Genomic DNA, 14,452 nt, shown 5'->3' on the forward strand with positions numbered 1-14,452 from the left:
AGGAAAGTATATGATTTCGCAAACTTTCTCTATATTTCTTGGCATGAAACGCGCCGCGCCGCCAAAGGACGGCGACAGCCGTTTCACCTTCGTGTAGACTTATTACATTTTCATTACGCCGCCAGTGCTGGCGGAAGTTACAAGATGCGCATAACGAGCTAAGTAGCCGCGTTTGATTTTGAGCTCGAAGCCTTTCCATTCGGAACGGCGTTTTTCGAATTCCTCGTCGCTGATTAGAAGGTCCATCGTCCGGTTGTTCATGTCGATCTCGACGATATCGCCGTCTTGCACGAAAGCGATTGGGCCGCCTTCGGCTGCTTCAGGTGAAGCATGGCCGATGCTGATTCCGCGCGAGGCGCCCGAGAAACGACCGTCTGTTACGAGAGCAACCTTAGCGCCTAGACCCATACCGACGATTTGCGAGGTTGGAGCTAGCATTTCAGGCATACCAGGGCCGCCGCGCGGTCCTTCGTAACGAATGATGACAACATGGCCTTCTTTGATCTTGCCGTTCGTAATGCCGTGCAGTGCCTCGTCCTGCGAATCAAAACAGATAGCAGGTCCTTTGTGGTAGCCGCCTACCGATTTGTCTACTGCGCCGGTTTTGATGATCGCGCCGTTAGGAGCAAGGTTGCCGAACAATACAGCTAGTCCGCCACGCGCGGTGTGCGGATTGTCGATTGTACGAATAACATCGGTATCCTGAATCTCACAGCCAATAACGTTCTCGCGCAGTGTTTTCCCTGTTACTGTCATAACATCACCGTGCAAAGCGCCTTCCTTTTTGAACAGCTCATTAAGAACTGCGCTTACGCCGCCTGCATTATGAACGTCCTCGATGTGGTAATCGGAAGCCGGTGCGATTTTTGCAAGATGCGGTACGCGCTCAGCCACTTCGTTAATACGCTCAATCGGGTATTCGATGCCAGCTTCATGCGCGATTGCAAGCGTGTGAAGAACGGTGTTAGTTGAACCGCCCATCGCCATATCAAGTGCAAACGCATTATCAATGGTATCTTTCGTTACGATATCACGAGGTTTAATGCCGAGCTCGATGATTTTCATCAGCTGACGAGCTGCTTCTTTAACGAATTCTTTGCGTTCCGGAGCCACGGCAAGTATTGTACCGTTACCAGGCATAGCTAGTCCCATGCCTTCAGCCAAGCAGTTCATGGAGTTAGCCGTGAACATACCTGAGCAAGAGCCGCAAGTCGGACATCCGAATTGTTCCAGCTCCATGAGCTGGTCATCGTTGATTTTGCCGGCTTGGTGAGCGCCTACGCCTTCAAATACGCTGGAAAGCGAGATGGAGCGACCGTCTGATGTTTTACCGGCTTTCATCGGACCGCCACTAACGAGCATGGTCGGGATGTTGACGCGCAGCGCGCCCATGATCATGCCCGGTGTGATCTTGTCACAGTTCGGGATACAGACCATACCGTCGAACCAGTGCGCGTTGACTACGGTTTCGATGGAATCGGCAATGATCTCGCGGCTCGCAAGCGAGTAGCGCATGCCGATATGGCCCATAGCGATTCCGTCATCTACGCCAATCGTATTAAATTCGAATGGAACGCCGCCAGCTTCGCGGATTGCTTCCTTAACTAGCTTGCCGAACTCCTGCAAGTGAACGTGGCCAGGAATAATATCAATATACGAGTTGCAAACCGCGATGAACGGTTTATCGAAATCTTCTTCTTTTACGCCTGCGGCACGCAGCAAGCTGCGATGCGGTGCGCGGTCGAATCCTTTTTTGATCATGTCTGAACGCATTCTTTTGGCCGCCATGTAAGTGCCCCCTATGTGCATAATAAAATAATAATACTCTCGATTTTATCACAACAGACAAGCGTTGGCTATAACGTGAGATTGGCAGCGGGTTCGGGCATAGTTTAAGAAAACATTAAAAAAGCCTTAAACATTGTGATAATGCGCCAAAGCATGGGACATGCCTCGCAATATTCATGTATAGTATGCTCAAAGGACACAATGAGAAAACAACAACAGGCTGAAGGAGGCTGCATCTTTATGGAAAGACGCGTTTTAATAGTCGACGACGAGCGAGAAATTGCTGATCTTATAGAAATTTATTTGAAGAATGAGGGCTTTTCCACAGAAAAGGCGTATGACGGCGAGCAAGCCTTGGCGGCTTATGCGAAACATCCGTTTGATCTGGTCATTTTGGATATTATGATGCCGAACATGGATGGGCTCGAGGCGACGCGCCGCTTGCGGCGGGACCAATCGGTGCCGATTCTCATGCTGAGCGCGAAGGCTGAGGATATGGATAAAATAATGGGACTCATGACCGGGGCGGACGATTACATGATCAAGCCGTTTAATCCGCTGGAGCTCATAGCCCGCGTTCGGTCGCTGCTGCGGAGAACCTACCAGTATGGAGCACAAGCAGAAAACAGCATGGATTCACGCTCGGAGAAGGAGCTTCGACTGGGGCCGCTCCGAATTGACAAGCTTAGCCATACGGCTGAGATCGAAGGGAATCCGCTTCATTTGACGTCCACGGAGTTCGGTATCCTACACCTGCTTGCGAGCCAGCCGGGCCGGGTATTCAGCGCAGAGGATATATTTCAGCAAGTATGGAAAGAGAAGTATTTCGATTCCAATAATACGGTAATGGTACATATCAGCAAGCTGAGGGATAAGCTGGAAAAGGAGCTTGGGGATAAAATGATCGTTACCGTGTGGGGGGTTGGCTATAAAATTGAAGGATAATATCGCCTTGAAGCTGGTCTTCCGTTCGATACTGAATCTGATCGTGAGCGCATCGCTTGCGTTTATCACCGTATTTTTCTTTATATTCGCAGGCATGTATCTCGTTGACCGAATATCGGTCGTGAGGGATATATCGCGCAATTTGATTTCGATATTCACCGAAGCCATCCTTTTTGGCGGAACAGGAATTGTTTTGTTTTTTTTGTACTTTTTCATGCTGCAATGGCAAATGTTCCGTAATCTTAGTCAAATGAATCAGACGGTTCGCGGAATTGCTGAAGGAAGATACGAATTGGATTACCAGATCGAGGTGAGCAAGAGCAGCCTCTTCAGCCCGATGGCTTCTAATATTAATAATTTGGTTGGACGGTTGCACCACGCCCTCGACGACGAGCGCAAAGCCGAGCAAACCAAAAATGAGCTCATCACGAATGTATCGCATGATTTGCGAACGCCGCTCACCTCGGTGCTTGGCTATTTGGGATTAATTGAGCAGGACCGGTATCGTGATGAGGTAGAGCTCAGGCATTACGTTCAGATCGCCTATGACAAATCGCAGCGGCTGAATGTGCTGATTAACGATTTATTCGAATATACGAGAATGCGTCATGATACGTCAGGACTTAAGCTGACAACCTTCAATTTGATTGAGATGCTGGGACAGCTGCTCGTCCAATTCCGGCTGCCGCTGCAAGAAGCAGGCATGCAAAGCAGGCTTGTGTCGGATAAGGCTAGCGTTATGCTTGAAGGGGATCCGGCTAAGCTCGTGCGTGTTTTTGAAAATTTAATTTCCAATGCGATAAATTATGGAAAAGAGGGCAAGCAGATTATCGTCAAGGCAAGCGCCGAGGATGGAGCGGCTATCGTTGAGGTGATCAATTTCGGCGAGCCGATATCGTCGGTAGACTTGCCATATCTTTTCGATCGTTTCTATAGAGTAGATAAATCTCGGACGCAATGGGCAGGCGGTTCGGGACTCGGACTCGCGATTGCGAAGGGAATTATCCAGAAGCATGGCGGGATGATATCGGTATCAAGCGATCTCGAACAAACGTCATTTCGGGTAGCCTTACCGATTATTCACTAATATTTAAGCTTTTCTTATGGTTTGATTACGGTCTCCTTAAGCTGATGCTCCTATACTGATCGTATAGAACGTTAAGCGAGAGGGAGAAACATGATGATGGAAGAACGAACGTACAAAAGAAACGCTACCGCAACTGTTAAGATCCTAGTGATTGCTGTTGCTTTAATAGCTTGCACCATGTACTTCATATCCTTGAAAGGCAAGCCGGCCGTGTCCGATCTTAAGCTCGAAGCCAGCTCAGCCATATTAATCGATCTTCAGACCGGCAAGGTCATCTATGAGAAAAATGCCAATGAGCCGCTTCCTCCAGCAAGCATGTCCAAGCTTATGACAGAGCTGCTCGTATTGGATATGGCTAATGAAGGGGAGCTTGGATGGAGCGAGCGCATAACGACAAGCTCGTACGCGGCTGAGGTGCCGGGCTCTCAGATCGGCTTCGGGGCAGGAGAAAGCTATACGGTCAGGGAGCTGTTTGAAGCGATGGCGGTCCATTCAGCCAACGATGCTGCTGTAGCGTTGGCTGAACATATTGCAGGGAGTGAAGCTGCTTTTACCGTGCTGATGAACAACAGAGCGGAGAAGCTCGGGTTATCGAGCCAAACGGTTTTCGCGAACGCGACAGGCTTAAGCGCGGAGGATCTGCTTCCTTTCGAAGAAGCTTCCAATCAGCGGGATACCGTCATGACAGCCAAAGATACGGCTTTACTAGCCGGATATCTATTGAAAAAATACCCCGAGGTGCTGGAGGTTTCGAGTCGGAGCAGCGTAAAGCTTGCAAGCACGTCGCAGAAGCTGCAGACGACGAATTTAATGCTGAACGGAATGCCCTATGCTTTCCCGGGAAATGATGGATTAAAGACAGGCTACACCCCTCAAGCCGGCTATTGCTTCACAGGTACAGCGAAGCAGGCGGATAGACGCCTGGTTTCGGTTATTATGGGAGCGCGTACGCCTGAGCAGCGATTTACAGAAACGAGCTTATTGTTTGACTATGGTTTTCAAACCGATGGACTGGAGAGCTTGATTGGTCACATCCAAAGCAAGCTGGGTATTCAAGTGGGGTAACATTTATCCATCGATAGGTTGAATGATGTCGATTAATGTCGATAATTCGCATGTGAATAATAGTGTAAGTATGATGTTAAATCTAGGGTGACTCGAAAGAGTTATTCTAGATTTTTTTATTTCAATGTCATAAAAACTAACGCAGAGTGATTTACTATCCATAATTTGCTGTCTATAATGGAAGTATTATGGATGAAGAGGTGAAGACATGCAGTTGACTGAACGCGAGAAAGAAAAGCTGCTCATTACCATTGCGGCTGATTTGGCAAGGCGGCGGATGAATCGCGGCGTAAAGCTTAATTACCCAGAGAGCGTAGCACTCATCACTTCTGAAATAATGGAAGGTGCCCGGGATGGGATGACCGTTGCGGCGCTTATGGAATATGGAACGCAAATATTAAAGGCGGAGCAGGTTATGCCAGGCATTCCGCAAATGATACATGAGGTTCAGGTGGAAGCGACTTTCCCGGACGGAACGAAGCTTGTTACGATCCATGATCCGATTACGAGCTAGCGATACTTAGACGAGAGAGGAGCGCAGTTGCATATGAATCCTGGAGAGTATCGAACAGCAGCAGGCGAAATTGAGTTGAATGCCGGACGCAATACGGCGATGCTTATCATAGTGAATACAGGTGACAGACCTGTGCAGGTAGGCTCTCATTTTCATTTTTTTGAAGTGAACCGTGCATTGATGTTCGATCGTGAAGCTGCCTTTGGCATGAGGCTTCATATCGCGGCAGGAACGGCAGTCAGGTTCGAGCCAGGCGAAGAGAAGCCGGTAACGCTTGTTGAGCTAGGCGGTGCCAAGCTTAGCTTTGGCTTGAACGGCCTTAGCCAAGGAAAAGCGGTGAACGGCGCGATGCCAGATGAGGTTCGCGAGCGCTTGAAGGCTTGGGAAGGTGGCGGAGCATGACAAGAATGGATCGCAAAAGCTATGCGGCTATGTTCGGCCCGACGACGGGAGATGCAGTGAGGCTCGCTGATACGGAGCTCTGGGCGGAGATTGAGCATGACTATACGGTGTATGGCGATGAATGCAAATTCGGCGGCGGCAAGGTAATCCGTGACGGCATGGGGCAATCCAGCGGTGCGCTGCGGGATGAAGGCGTGCTGGATACTTTAATTACGAATGCGGTCATCATCGATCATTCCGGTATTGTGAAAGCGGATATTGGCATTAAGGACGGATATATCGTCGGTATTGGGAAAGCCGGGAATCCGGACATTATGGACGGCGTGCACCCTAATATGATCGTTGGCGCAAGCACGGAGGTTATTGCCGGCGAAGGCAAAATCGTAACGGCAGGCGCTGTGGATTCGCATATTCATTTTATATGCCCCCAGCAAATAGAAACGGCGCTATCCTCAGGAGTGACGACAATGATCGGCGGCGGAACGGGTCCTGCTACGGGTACCAATGCTACGACCGTTACGCCAGGCGCGTGGCATATGCGGCGGATGCTGGAGGCTGCGGAGCATTTTCCGATGAACATCGGTTATACGGGCAAAGGCAATGCTTCGTTTACGGCCCCGCTTATCGAGCAGATAGAGGCAGGCGCAATCGGGCTCAAGCTGCATGAGGACTGGGGGACAACGCCGGCTGCGATCGATGCCTGCCTGCAGGCGGCCGATCAATATGACGTGCAGGTCGCTATTCACAGCGACACGTTAAATGAAGCGGGATTTGTGGAGGATACGCTTGCGGCTATCGGAGGGCGGACGATCCATACCTATCATACCGAAGGCGCGGGCGGCGGGCATGCTCCCGATATTATTATTGCGGCTGGCGAGCTGAACGTACTGCCTTCTTCGACGAATCCGACGCGCCCGTTCACGATCAACACGATCGAGGAGCATTTGGACATGCTGATGGTTTGCCATCACCTTGACAGCAGCATCCCTGAGGATGTCGCATTCGCGGATTCGCGAATTAGGCCAGAGACGATAGCTGCCGAGGATATCTTGCATGATATGGGCGTGTTCAGCATGATTAGCTCAGATTCTCAGGCGATGGGGCGTGTCGGCGAGGTCATCATCCGCACTTGGCAGACAGCTGACAAAATGAAAAAACAACGAGGTCCGCTGCATCCGGATAATGAGCAGAACGATAATTTTCGAATAAAGCGCTACATTGCCAAATATACAATTAATCCTGCGATTACGCATGGCGTATCGCATCTCGTAGGTTCGCTGGAGGCAGGCAAATTCGCCGACCTCGTCATTTGGAGCCCGATGTTTTTTGGCGTCAAACCTGATTTGGTGCTGAAGGGCGGGAGTATTGCCTTTGCGCAAATGGGAGACCCGAATGCTTCGATCCCGACGCCGCAGCCGGTATTCGGCAGACCGATGTTCGCGTCTTTCGGCAAGCTGGTATTCAATAGCTCCATTACGTTCGTGTCGCAGGCTGCTTTCGACCGCGGCATAGCAGCGGAGCTCGGGCTCCAGAAGCGTATTGAGCCGGTTAAAGGCTGCCGCACGGTAACGAAGAAGGATATGATCCATAATGACGCAACGCCAAAGCTTGAGGTGGACGCCGAAACCTACCACGTTATGGTGGATGGCGAGCATATCACTTGCGAGCCGGCTGAAGTGCTGCCTATGGCGCAGCGTTACTTCTTATTTTAAATCTTGAACGGTACCGCATCGGTAGCTAGGAAGGGCTGACAGTCATGAATGAAAGCGTAAAATGGCTGGCTATGCAGCAGCTGCTTGACTCTGCGCTCCCTATTGGAGGGTTCTCTCATTCCTTTGGACTGGAGACGATGGTCCAAGACGGCAGAATGAGCCGATCAGGCCAATTGTACGCGTATGCCGCGGCCATGCTGCTGCAAAGCTGGGCAAGCTCGGATGCGATGGTTATAAAAGCCGTGTACCGCGATGCGCCGCTAGCGGATTGGGAACGGCTTTGGTCAGTTGAACGGCTTGTCCATCTGCAGAGAGTAGCTTCGGAAACCCGCAGCGGCGTGGAGAAGATGGGCAGGAGACTGCTTCAGCTGGCATCCGCCATCCACCCGCAGCTGGATTGGTCGCCGCTTGCAGACGCGCTGCGGGCGGGGGCATGCTTCGCTTCCCATCCGCTGTCCCACGGCTATGCATGCTGGCTGCTTGGACTGTCCGAGGAGCGGGCTATCCAGGGCTATTTCTACACTTGCATTGTTACGTGCATTAACAGCGCGCTGAGGCTTATGTCGATGGGACAGACAGAAGGGCAGTTCCTTATTGCGAAGCTGACTCCGCTTACGGAGGAAGCGATGAAAATCGTGGAGAAGCTTGCGCCGGAAGAGGCTTACTCGAATATGCCGATGGCGGAGCTTGCTATGATGAGGCATGAGCGGTTGTACTCAAGGTTATTTATGTCTTGATTATTATAAACAAACAAATGGAGGAATGAACTTATGTGCCAAGGACAAGGACATACGCATCAGGAATGGGAAAGCCCGGCCATCGACGCATCAAGGCCAATTCGTATCGGTATCGGCGGGCCGGTCGGGTCCGGCAAGACAGCGCTCGTGGAAAGGCTGACTCGCGAGCTGCACACCAAATATAGCGTTGCCGTTATTACGAATGATATTTATACAAAGGAAGATGCGAAAATTTTGTTCAATACAGGCGTACTGCCTGAGGAACGCATTATTGGCGTAGAAACGGGCGGCTGCCCGCACACGGCGATCCGCGAGGACGCTTCGATGAATTTCGAAGCGATTGAGGAGCTTGAGCGGCGCTTCGACCATCTGGATCTTATCTTTATCGAGAGCGGCGGCGATAACTTGGCGGCTGCGTTCAGCCCCGAGCTCGTCGATCGTTTCATTTATATTATCGATGTGGCACAAGGAGAGAAAATTCCGCGTAAAGGCGGTCCTGGCATTATGCGCTCCGATTTGCTCGTGATCAACAAGATCGATTTGGCACCTTATGTTGGAGCGAGCCTTGAAGTCATGGAGGCGGATACGCTCAAAATGCGCGGAGAGCGCCCATTCGTATTTTCGAACCTGTTCGGCGGCGATGGCGTGGACGAGATCGTAAGCTGGCTGACGCATGAGGTCGCCCATGCCCGTGGGACGGAGCATTCCCATGTCATTCAACTGACGGCCATACCCGCTGAGCAGCGCCATACTGCGACCTAGATGGAGCTTGCCGATCAACAGCCGCGGGAAACATCTATAGACGGGGAAGTCGTAATTAGAACGTCAGTGCTTCGTGCCGCCTTCGCTAGTCGCTTAGGGCGCACGGTTGTCGAAACGAAATTTCATACCGCTCCCATCAAAATTGCAAAAGCATTTCCTCTGGAGGGGCAGCTAGGCATCATTGTCATGGATGTGTCGCCAGGACTGCTAAGCGGCGACCGCTACGCTCTGGAGTGGACTTGCGGCGAATCATCACATGTGATGATTACCAATCAATCCTATACCAAAGTGCATCCGAGCAAGCCGCCAGAGGATTCCTCCATGCAGCAGACATTCGAGCTTGCGGAGAATGCCATAGTCGAGCATATGCCGGAACCGGTTATGCTGTATAAGGATGCAGCATTCCGGAATAACACGCGCGTTAACTTGAGCCAGGGCTCCGTCTGGCTGCAAGCAGAGGTGCTATGTCCAGGACGATCGTTGCGGGGTGAGCGTTTTGGCTACCGATCCTATCGAAATACCATTTCCGTTTACTACGGCGAGGAGCTTATTTTCTTCCAGCGCCAGCAGATCGAGCCGGAGAGGCATGCGCTGGCGGCAGCGGGGTGCTGGGAAGAGCTTACCCACTCAGCCACCTTTTACGTGTTCTCCGATCGTTTGGACGGTTCGCATCTAGAGCTGCTGCAGCAAAAACTGGATCGCTTTGTTACTCCAGAGGGGCATAACCTCGTATCAGGAGCGTCTCTGACGCATCGCTTTGGGATCGCGGTGTCGGCGATGTCTACAGCTGCTTGGCCGCTTCAGCAGCTTATGAGGGAGCTGTGGGAGGCTGTGAGGGCCAGCTTGCTAGAGAAGCAGCCGCTGCGGTTTCTGCAAGGTTCCTAGCGCATGCGAATATCCTTTAAGTAGGAAGGTCAATCCGAATCTTGCGGATTGGCCTTTTTGGGCGAATAAGCTGCATGCATCGAATGTCCCGTCTTAACGTGGCAATGCTCGTATATTAGGGCTTCATTCATGCCTTTTTGAGAAAAGAAGTTACTTAATCGCGTTGAGGAACGTAAACTATAGGGAGTTGAGTTTTATGAAATATAGTATGAAAGAATAGGTTGGTGATCGATTGGAAGCTTCAAGTGCGGAACGGCTTGAATTGATGAGGAAATTAGACGAATCCTTTCGTCAAGTACGCAGGCAGATTAATTCGGAATGGAATACTTATAACGTTCACGGTCTCGGGATGACCCATGGCAGAATGCTCACGATTTTGGCAAAATCGGGCCCGCAGAAGGCGTCGGCTTTGGCTGAACAGCTTTTAATTACGAGCGGTGGCGTAACGGGCATTGCGGACAGGCTGATCGAGCTTGGTTACGTGAAACGGGAGCGCGGCGAGAAGGATCGCCGAGTCGTTATGCTTGAAATAACAGACGATGGTTTAAACATCGTCAAGCTGATCGAGAAGCTCCGTTCAAAGATCATGCATAAGCTTTTTGATGGCATGTCGGAAGCGGATATGGAGCAAGGTGTCCAGCTTTTTGAAACGATGAGCAGAAATATGGAAACGGATGTTACAAATTCGTGACTATTTTCATATTTCATTATTATTGCGATGAATATTAGTGTAGAATAAACTAGAAATTTGTCGAAATGAAATAGGTTGACAAATTCCGATAAAACAACTAGGATTAAAAGGAATTAATACATCTAATGGTTTAGGGGAGATTACGATGAAGAAGGCATTTGCAGTAGCACTATCGTTGTTTCTAATGGTTGCGATTGTCGCAGCTTGCGGATCTAACAAAAATGATGCAGGAAACGCAGCGAATAACGGCGCAGCGACGAATAACACGGCTGGCGATAAAGCGGACAAGAAAAAAATCGCGCTTGTGCTGCCTGAAAAAATCGGTGTAAACAAATTTTTTGTATTAATGGATGAAGGCTTCAAAAAAGCGGGCGAGGAATTCGGCGCTGAAGTTAAAACAATCGAATCGACTGACCCTGCCGGTTTCGAGCAAAACCTCCGTGCAACGGTTGCAGAAGATTATGACTTGATTATTACAGCTACATTCCAAGCTGAGGATGCTTTGAAGAAGGTTGCTGCCGAGAATCCGGACAAGTCGTTCGCTGTTATCGATACGGTTGTAGATCTTCCGAATGTTCGCAGCGTTAACTTCCGCGAGCACGAAGCATCTTATCTAATGGGTGCACTTGCTGGCCTAGCTACAAAAACAAATATCGTGGGCGCTGTAGTTGCAATGGACGCGCCGCTGCTTAGCAAATATACTTCAGGCTTCGAGCAAGGCTTGAAAAGCACGAATCCAGAAGCGCAATTTCTGATCAACTATGTAGGCAGCTTCACAGACCCGGTTAAAGGGAAAGAGCTTGCATTGCTTCAACAATCCAAAGGCGCTGACTTCATCGCAGGCATGGCTGCAGTAGGCGATAACGGCGTATTCGAAGCAGCGAAGGAAAAAGGGTTCTTCACTTCCGGGCAAGATACAGACCGTACGGAGGAAGATCCGGAGCATATCGTTCTCTCGCAACTGAAAGGTACGGATGCAGTAGCATACGAAACGGTTAAAAGTTTCGTAGACGGCACTTTCGCATTCGGCGTAGCCGACTATGGATTGAAAGAGGACGGCGTAGGCCTTACTTTTGTAACAAGAGACAGCACTTCTGCACTTAGCCCATTCATCGGCCAAGAGAACGTTGATAAAGTTAAGACGATTGCAGAAGATATTAAATCTGGTAAAATCGTAGTAGTTAACCCGCTCGCACAATAGAATTACTGGCCGGCTGCTACCTTTGCAGCCGGTTTGCTCGTTGCTTGGAAGCTTCCTCCAGTATGGAGGAAGCGGTTTTTTTGTTTAAACGCCTATGGCAGGAAAGGGGAGGATCATGAGTATGTTGCTGCAAATGGACAGCATTACGAAATCGTATGGCAGCGTAACCGCAAATAGCCAGGTGCAGTTCTCGCTCAACCGCGGTGAAATTCATGCCTTGGTCGGGGAGAACGGTGCCGGCAAGACAACACTGATGCGCATTTTATACGGAATGGAAAGCCCGACAAGCGGCGAAATCCTTCTGGATGGGAAGGCGGTTTCGTTCGCAAGTCCTGCTGACGCGATCAAGCATAGAATCGGCATGGTCCACCAGCATTTCATGCTATTTCCAACGTTTACGATTGCAGAAAATATCGTTATCGGACGGGAACCGTCCAAAGGAATCGGCTTTGACCGTAAAGCGGCAGCCGCTGAAACAGAGCGGATAGGCAAGCTTTACGGCATGCCCGTCGATCCATGGAAGAAGGTAGCTGACTGTTCGCTTGGCATGCAGCAGCGCGTTGAAATTTTGAAGGTGCTGTACCAAGGCGCCGAGGTTATTATTCTGGATGAGCCGACAGGCGTGCTTACTCCTCTTGAAGTGAAGGAGCTGCTTGTCGCGATTAAAGGTTTGGCCGCGCAAGGCAAAAGCTTCGTGCTGATTAGCCACAAGCTGCAGGAAATTATGGAGGTTGCGGACCGGGTTACCGTCCTTCGCGATGGCAAGGTTACGGGAACCGTGGATGCAAAGGACACGAATGCGGAAGATCTATCGCGGCTAATGGTTGGCCGGGATTTGATACATATATCGCGGAATGAAGCGTCCAGAGGCAAGAAGGTGCTCGAGGTTGCTGGCCTCTCGATAAAAGGAGCGAAAACGAAGCCAGTTCTAACGAATATCAGTCTTCATGTTGATGAGGGCGAGATCGTGGGTATCGCGGGGATTTCCGGCAATGGGCAATCAGAGCTCATTCAAGCGATATCCGGTCTAATGAAAACAGATCATGGTGTCATCAAGCTGCTTGGACAGGATGTGACTGGCGCCTCTGTCGGATCTATTCGCGAGCGAGGACTCGCCCACATCCCAGAGGACCGTTATCAATGGGGCGTCGCAAAGGATGCAACTGTAACGGAAAACGGCTTAATGGGCCATACGGACAGGCACCAAAAGCTAGGTATTCTAAATGGCTCAGGCATTCGCGGAATGGTGAGTGAATGGGTGTCGCGATTCGGAATCAAGACAGGCTCGTTATCAACCAAAGCGCAGTTCCTCTCCGGAGGGAATTTGCAGAAACTTATTGTCGCAAGGGAGCTTGCACAGCATACGCCGTTTCTGATCGCTGCAGAGCCTACCCGGGGAGTGGATGTCGGTGCTATGGAAATCATTCACGGCGAGCTGCTCAAGAAAAGAGATGAAAAAGGAGCGATTCTGCTCATTTCATCAGAGCTAACCGAGATTTTGAAGCTCTCTGATCGTATTTTGATCATGTATGAAGGACAAATCGTCGGCGAGCTTGATGCGGAATCGGCCACGGAGGAACAGATCAGTTTGTTAATGGCGGGAGGAAAAGCAGTTGGATAAGCTGGTACAATTCGGACGGTCGCTGATGCAGCCGCTACTCGCTGTCATTGTCGGACTGGCTGCAGGCGCGATTGCCATCGTCATCGTTGGCGGCTCCGTCATGGAGACCTATGCTGAAATGTGGAAGGGCGCATTCGGCAGCTTTTACTTTTTGACGAATACATTAAGCCGGGCGACACCTATTATACTGATTGGGCTTGGGGTTGCACTTGCGTTTCGGGCTGGGTTTTTCAATATGGGCTCAGAGGGGCAGATGGTGCTTGGCGCGCTAAGCGCCGCGGTAACGGCCATTTATTTACCCGGTTCAGGCTTGGTCAAGCTTATTGCAGCTATTATTGCCGGAATTATCGCCGGCGGCATTTGGTCAGCTTTTGCGGGATGGCTAGATGCTAGATTCCGAATGAATTTATTGATAACGACGCTTTTGCTTAACTATATTGCCACATTGTTCGCCGGATACATGGTTTCTTATCCGCTCAAAGACCGAACAGGCTCAGCCGCGATGGCGCAGACGGTCATGCTGGATCAAAGCGTTTGGCTGCCTAAGCTGTTCAAGGGAATGAGTCTCCACGCGGGCTTCATACTGGCGGTAGTCGGCGCAATTCTGCTGTTCCTGTTCATGCGTTATACGGTGAAGGGCTACGAAATTCGCATGCTGGGCGGAAATCCGTTGTTCGCAAGCTACGGCGGCGTGCAGCGCGGCAAGATGATGCTGATCAGCATGTTCGTAAGCGGTGGGTTCGCAGGCCTTGCCGGCTCCGTTGAGGTGCTCGGCACCCAGTATCGTTATTTGGACGGCGCCTTAACCTCGCCAGGCTATGCTTGGTCAGGAATTATGGCGACGCTGCTAGCGGGATCGCATCCGCTCGGAACAGCAGTTGCCGCAATACTGCTGGCCGCTTTGCAGACCGGCGGCATGGGGATGGAGCGCAACACGGAGGTACCGCTCGAAGTATCGAGCATTATCCAGGCGGTACTCATCTTATTCGTATCTGCCAAATTCACATATTCATTTATTAAACGCAAGAAGGCGAGGTCATAA

At 50.7% G+C, this 14,452-nt stretch carries 14 protein-coding genes; 13 read left to right on the plus strand and 1 reads right to left on the minus strand.

Annotation, left to right across the window (positions count from 1 at the left end):
* Positions 1–102: 102 nt before the first annotated feature.
* The gene (gene ilvD / locus FHS16_RS01395; RefSeq protein WP_183557845.1) at positions 103–1,788 is read right to left on the minus strand and encodes a dihydroxy-acid dehydratase; all 1,686 of its coding nucleotides are present in this window, start codon (positions 1,786–1,788) and stop codon (positions 103–105) included.
* A 240-nt stretch (positions 1,789–2,028) separates the two neighbouring features.
* Between ilvD and FHS16_RS01400 the strand changes: the two genes are divergently transcribed.
* From FHS16_RS01400 to FHS16_RS01460, 13 genes are all read left to right on the plus strand, one after another.
* A complete protein-coding gene (locus FHS16_RS01400) occupies positions 2,029–2,733 on the plus strand; it encodes a response regulator transcription factor (RefSeq protein ID WP_183557848.1) in 705 nt (234 codons plus the stop codon).
* Entirely contained in the window at positions 2,723–3,820 is a 1,098-nt protein-coding gene (locus FHS16_RS01405) for a sensor histidine kinase (protein ID WP_183557851.1), read from the plus strand. The genes FHS16_RS01400 and FHS16_RS01405 overlap by 11 nt, the downstream gene beginning before the upstream one ends.
* Positions 3,821–3,910: 90 nt before the next feature.
* Positions 3,911–4,885, plus strand: a complete 975-nt coding sequence (locus FHS16_RS01410) for a D-alanyl-D-alanine carboxypeptidase family protein (RefSeq protein ID WP_183557854.1) — start codon at positions 3,911–3,913, stop codon at positions 4,883–4,885.
* Between the two features lie 208 nt (positions 4,886–5,093).
* Positions 5,094–5,399 (plus strand): urease subunit gamma, encoded by a 306-nt coding sequence (locus FHS16_RS01415; RefSeq protein WP_183557857.1) that lies wholly within the window; start codon positions 5,094–5,096, stop codon positions 5,397–5,399.
* A 33-nt stretch (positions 5,400–5,432) separates the two neighbouring features.
* Positions 5,433–5,801 (plus strand): urease subunit beta, encoded by a 369-nt coding sequence (locus tag FHS16_RS01420; protein WP_183557860.1) that lies wholly within the window; start codon positions 5,433–5,435, stop codon positions 5,799–5,801.
* Positions 5,798–7,513 (plus strand): urease subunit alpha, encoded by a 1,716-nt coding sequence (gene ureC / locus FHS16_RS01425; protein ID WP_183557863.1) that lies wholly within the window; start codon positions 5,798–5,800, stop codon positions 7,511–7,513. Before FHS16_RS01420 ends, ureC begins: the two co-directional genes overlap by 4 nt.
* A 44-nt stretch (positions 7,514–7,557) precedes the next feature.
* Positions 7,558–8,250: an urease accessory protein UreF gene (locus FHS16_RS01430; protein WP_246431525.1), complete on the plus strand. Its 693-nt coding sequence runs from the start codon at positions 7,558–7,560 to the stop codon at positions 8,248–8,250.
* 33 nt (positions 8,251–8,283) lie between these two features.
* Positions 8,284–9,012 carry an urease accessory protein UreG gene (gene ureG / locus FHS16_RS01435; protein WP_183557868.1) on the plus strand — a complete coding sequence of 243 codons (729 nt, stop codon included), beginning with the start codon at positions 8,284–8,286 and terminating at the stop codon, positions 9,010–9,012.
* Positions 9,013–9,897, plus strand: coding sequence for an urease accessory protein UreD (locus FHS16_RS01440; RefSeq protein ID WP_221226227.1), 885 nt, complete (start codon positions 9,013–9,015; stop codon positions 9,895–9,897). It abuts the gene before it with no gap.
* Positions 9,898–10,129: 232 nt separating this feature from the next.
* On the plus strand, positions 10,130–10,588 hold the full coding sequence (locus FHS16_RS01445; protein ID WP_183557871.1) for a MarR family winged helix-turn-helix transcriptional regulator: 459 nt from the start codon (positions 10,130–10,132) through the stop codon (positions 10,586–10,588).
* Between the two features lie 145 nt (positions 10,589–10,733).
* Positions 10,734–11,789 (plus strand): BMP family lipoprotein, encoded by a 1,056-nt coding sequence (locus FHS16_RS01450; protein WP_183557874.1) that lies wholly within the window; start codon positions 10,734–10,736, stop codon positions 11,787–11,789.
* Between the two features lie 121 nt (positions 11,790–11,910).
* Positions 11,911–13,410: an ABC transporter ATP-binding protein gene (locus FHS16_RS01455; protein ID WP_183557877.1), complete on the plus strand. Its 1,500-nt coding sequence runs from the start codon at positions 11,911–11,913 to the stop codon at positions 13,408–13,410.
* Entirely contained in the window at positions 13,403–14,452 is a 1,050-nt protein-coding gene (locus FHS16_RS01460) for an ABC transporter permease (RefSeq protein WP_376769641.1), read from the plus strand. The genes FHS16_RS01455 and FHS16_RS01460 overlap by 8 nt, the downstream gene beginning before the upstream one ends.

The sequence above is a fragment of the Paenibacillus endophyticus genome (assembly GCF_014192395.1).
Lineage (GTDB): Bacteria > Bacillota > Bacilli > Paenibacillales > Paenibacillaceae > Pristimantibacillus > Pristimantibacillus endophyticus.

What these genes read in the sequence shown, in the direction of transcription:
- FHS16_RS01430 (WP_246431525.1), top strand. Translation starts at nt 7,558, where the DNA reads ATGAATGAAAGCGTAAAATGGCTGGCTATGCAGCAGCTGCTTGACTCT.
- FHS16_RS01415 (WP_183557857.1), top strand. Translation starts at nt 5,094, where the DNA reads ATGCAGTTGACTGAACGCGAGAAAGAAAAGCTGCTCATTACCATTGCG.
- FHS16_RS01450 (WP_183557874.1), top strand. Translation starts at nt 10,734, where the DNA reads ATGAAGAAGGCATTTGCAGTAGCACTATCGTTGTTTCTAATGGTTGCG.
- ureC (WP_183557863.1), top strand. Translation starts at nt 5,798, where the DNA reads ATGACAAGAATGGATCGCAAAAGCTATGCGGCTATGTTCGGCCCGACG.
- FHS16_RS01455 (WP_183557877.1), top strand. Translation starts at nt 11,911, where the DNA reads ATGTTGCTGCAAATGGACAGCATTACGAAATCGTATGGCAGCGTAACC.
- FHS16_RS01440 (WP_221226227.1), top strand. Translation starts at nt 9,013, where the DNA reads ATGGAGCTTGCCGATCAACAGCCGCGGGAAACATCTATAGACGGGGAA.
- FHS16_RS01420 (WP_183557860.1), top strand. Translation starts at nt 5,433, where the DNA reads ATGAATCCTGGAGAGTATCGAACAGCAGCAGGCGAAATTGAGTTGAAT.
- ilvD (WP_183557845.1), bottom strand. Translation starts at nt 1,788, where the DNA reads ATGGCGGCCAAAAGAATGCGTTCAGACATGATCAAAAAAGGATTCGAC.
- FHS16_RS01400 (WP_183557848.1), top strand. Translation starts at nt 2,029, where the DNA reads ATGGAAAGACGCGTTTTAATAGTCGACGACGAGCGAGAAATTGCTGAT.
- FHS16_RS01410 (WP_183557854.1), top strand. Translation starts at nt 3,911, where the DNA reads ATGATGATGGAAGAACGAACGTACAAAAGAAACGCTACCGCAACTGTT.
- ureG (WP_183557868.1), top strand. Translation starts at nt 8,284, where the DNA reads ATGTGCCAAGGACAAGGACATACGCATCAGGAATGGGAAAGCCCGGCC.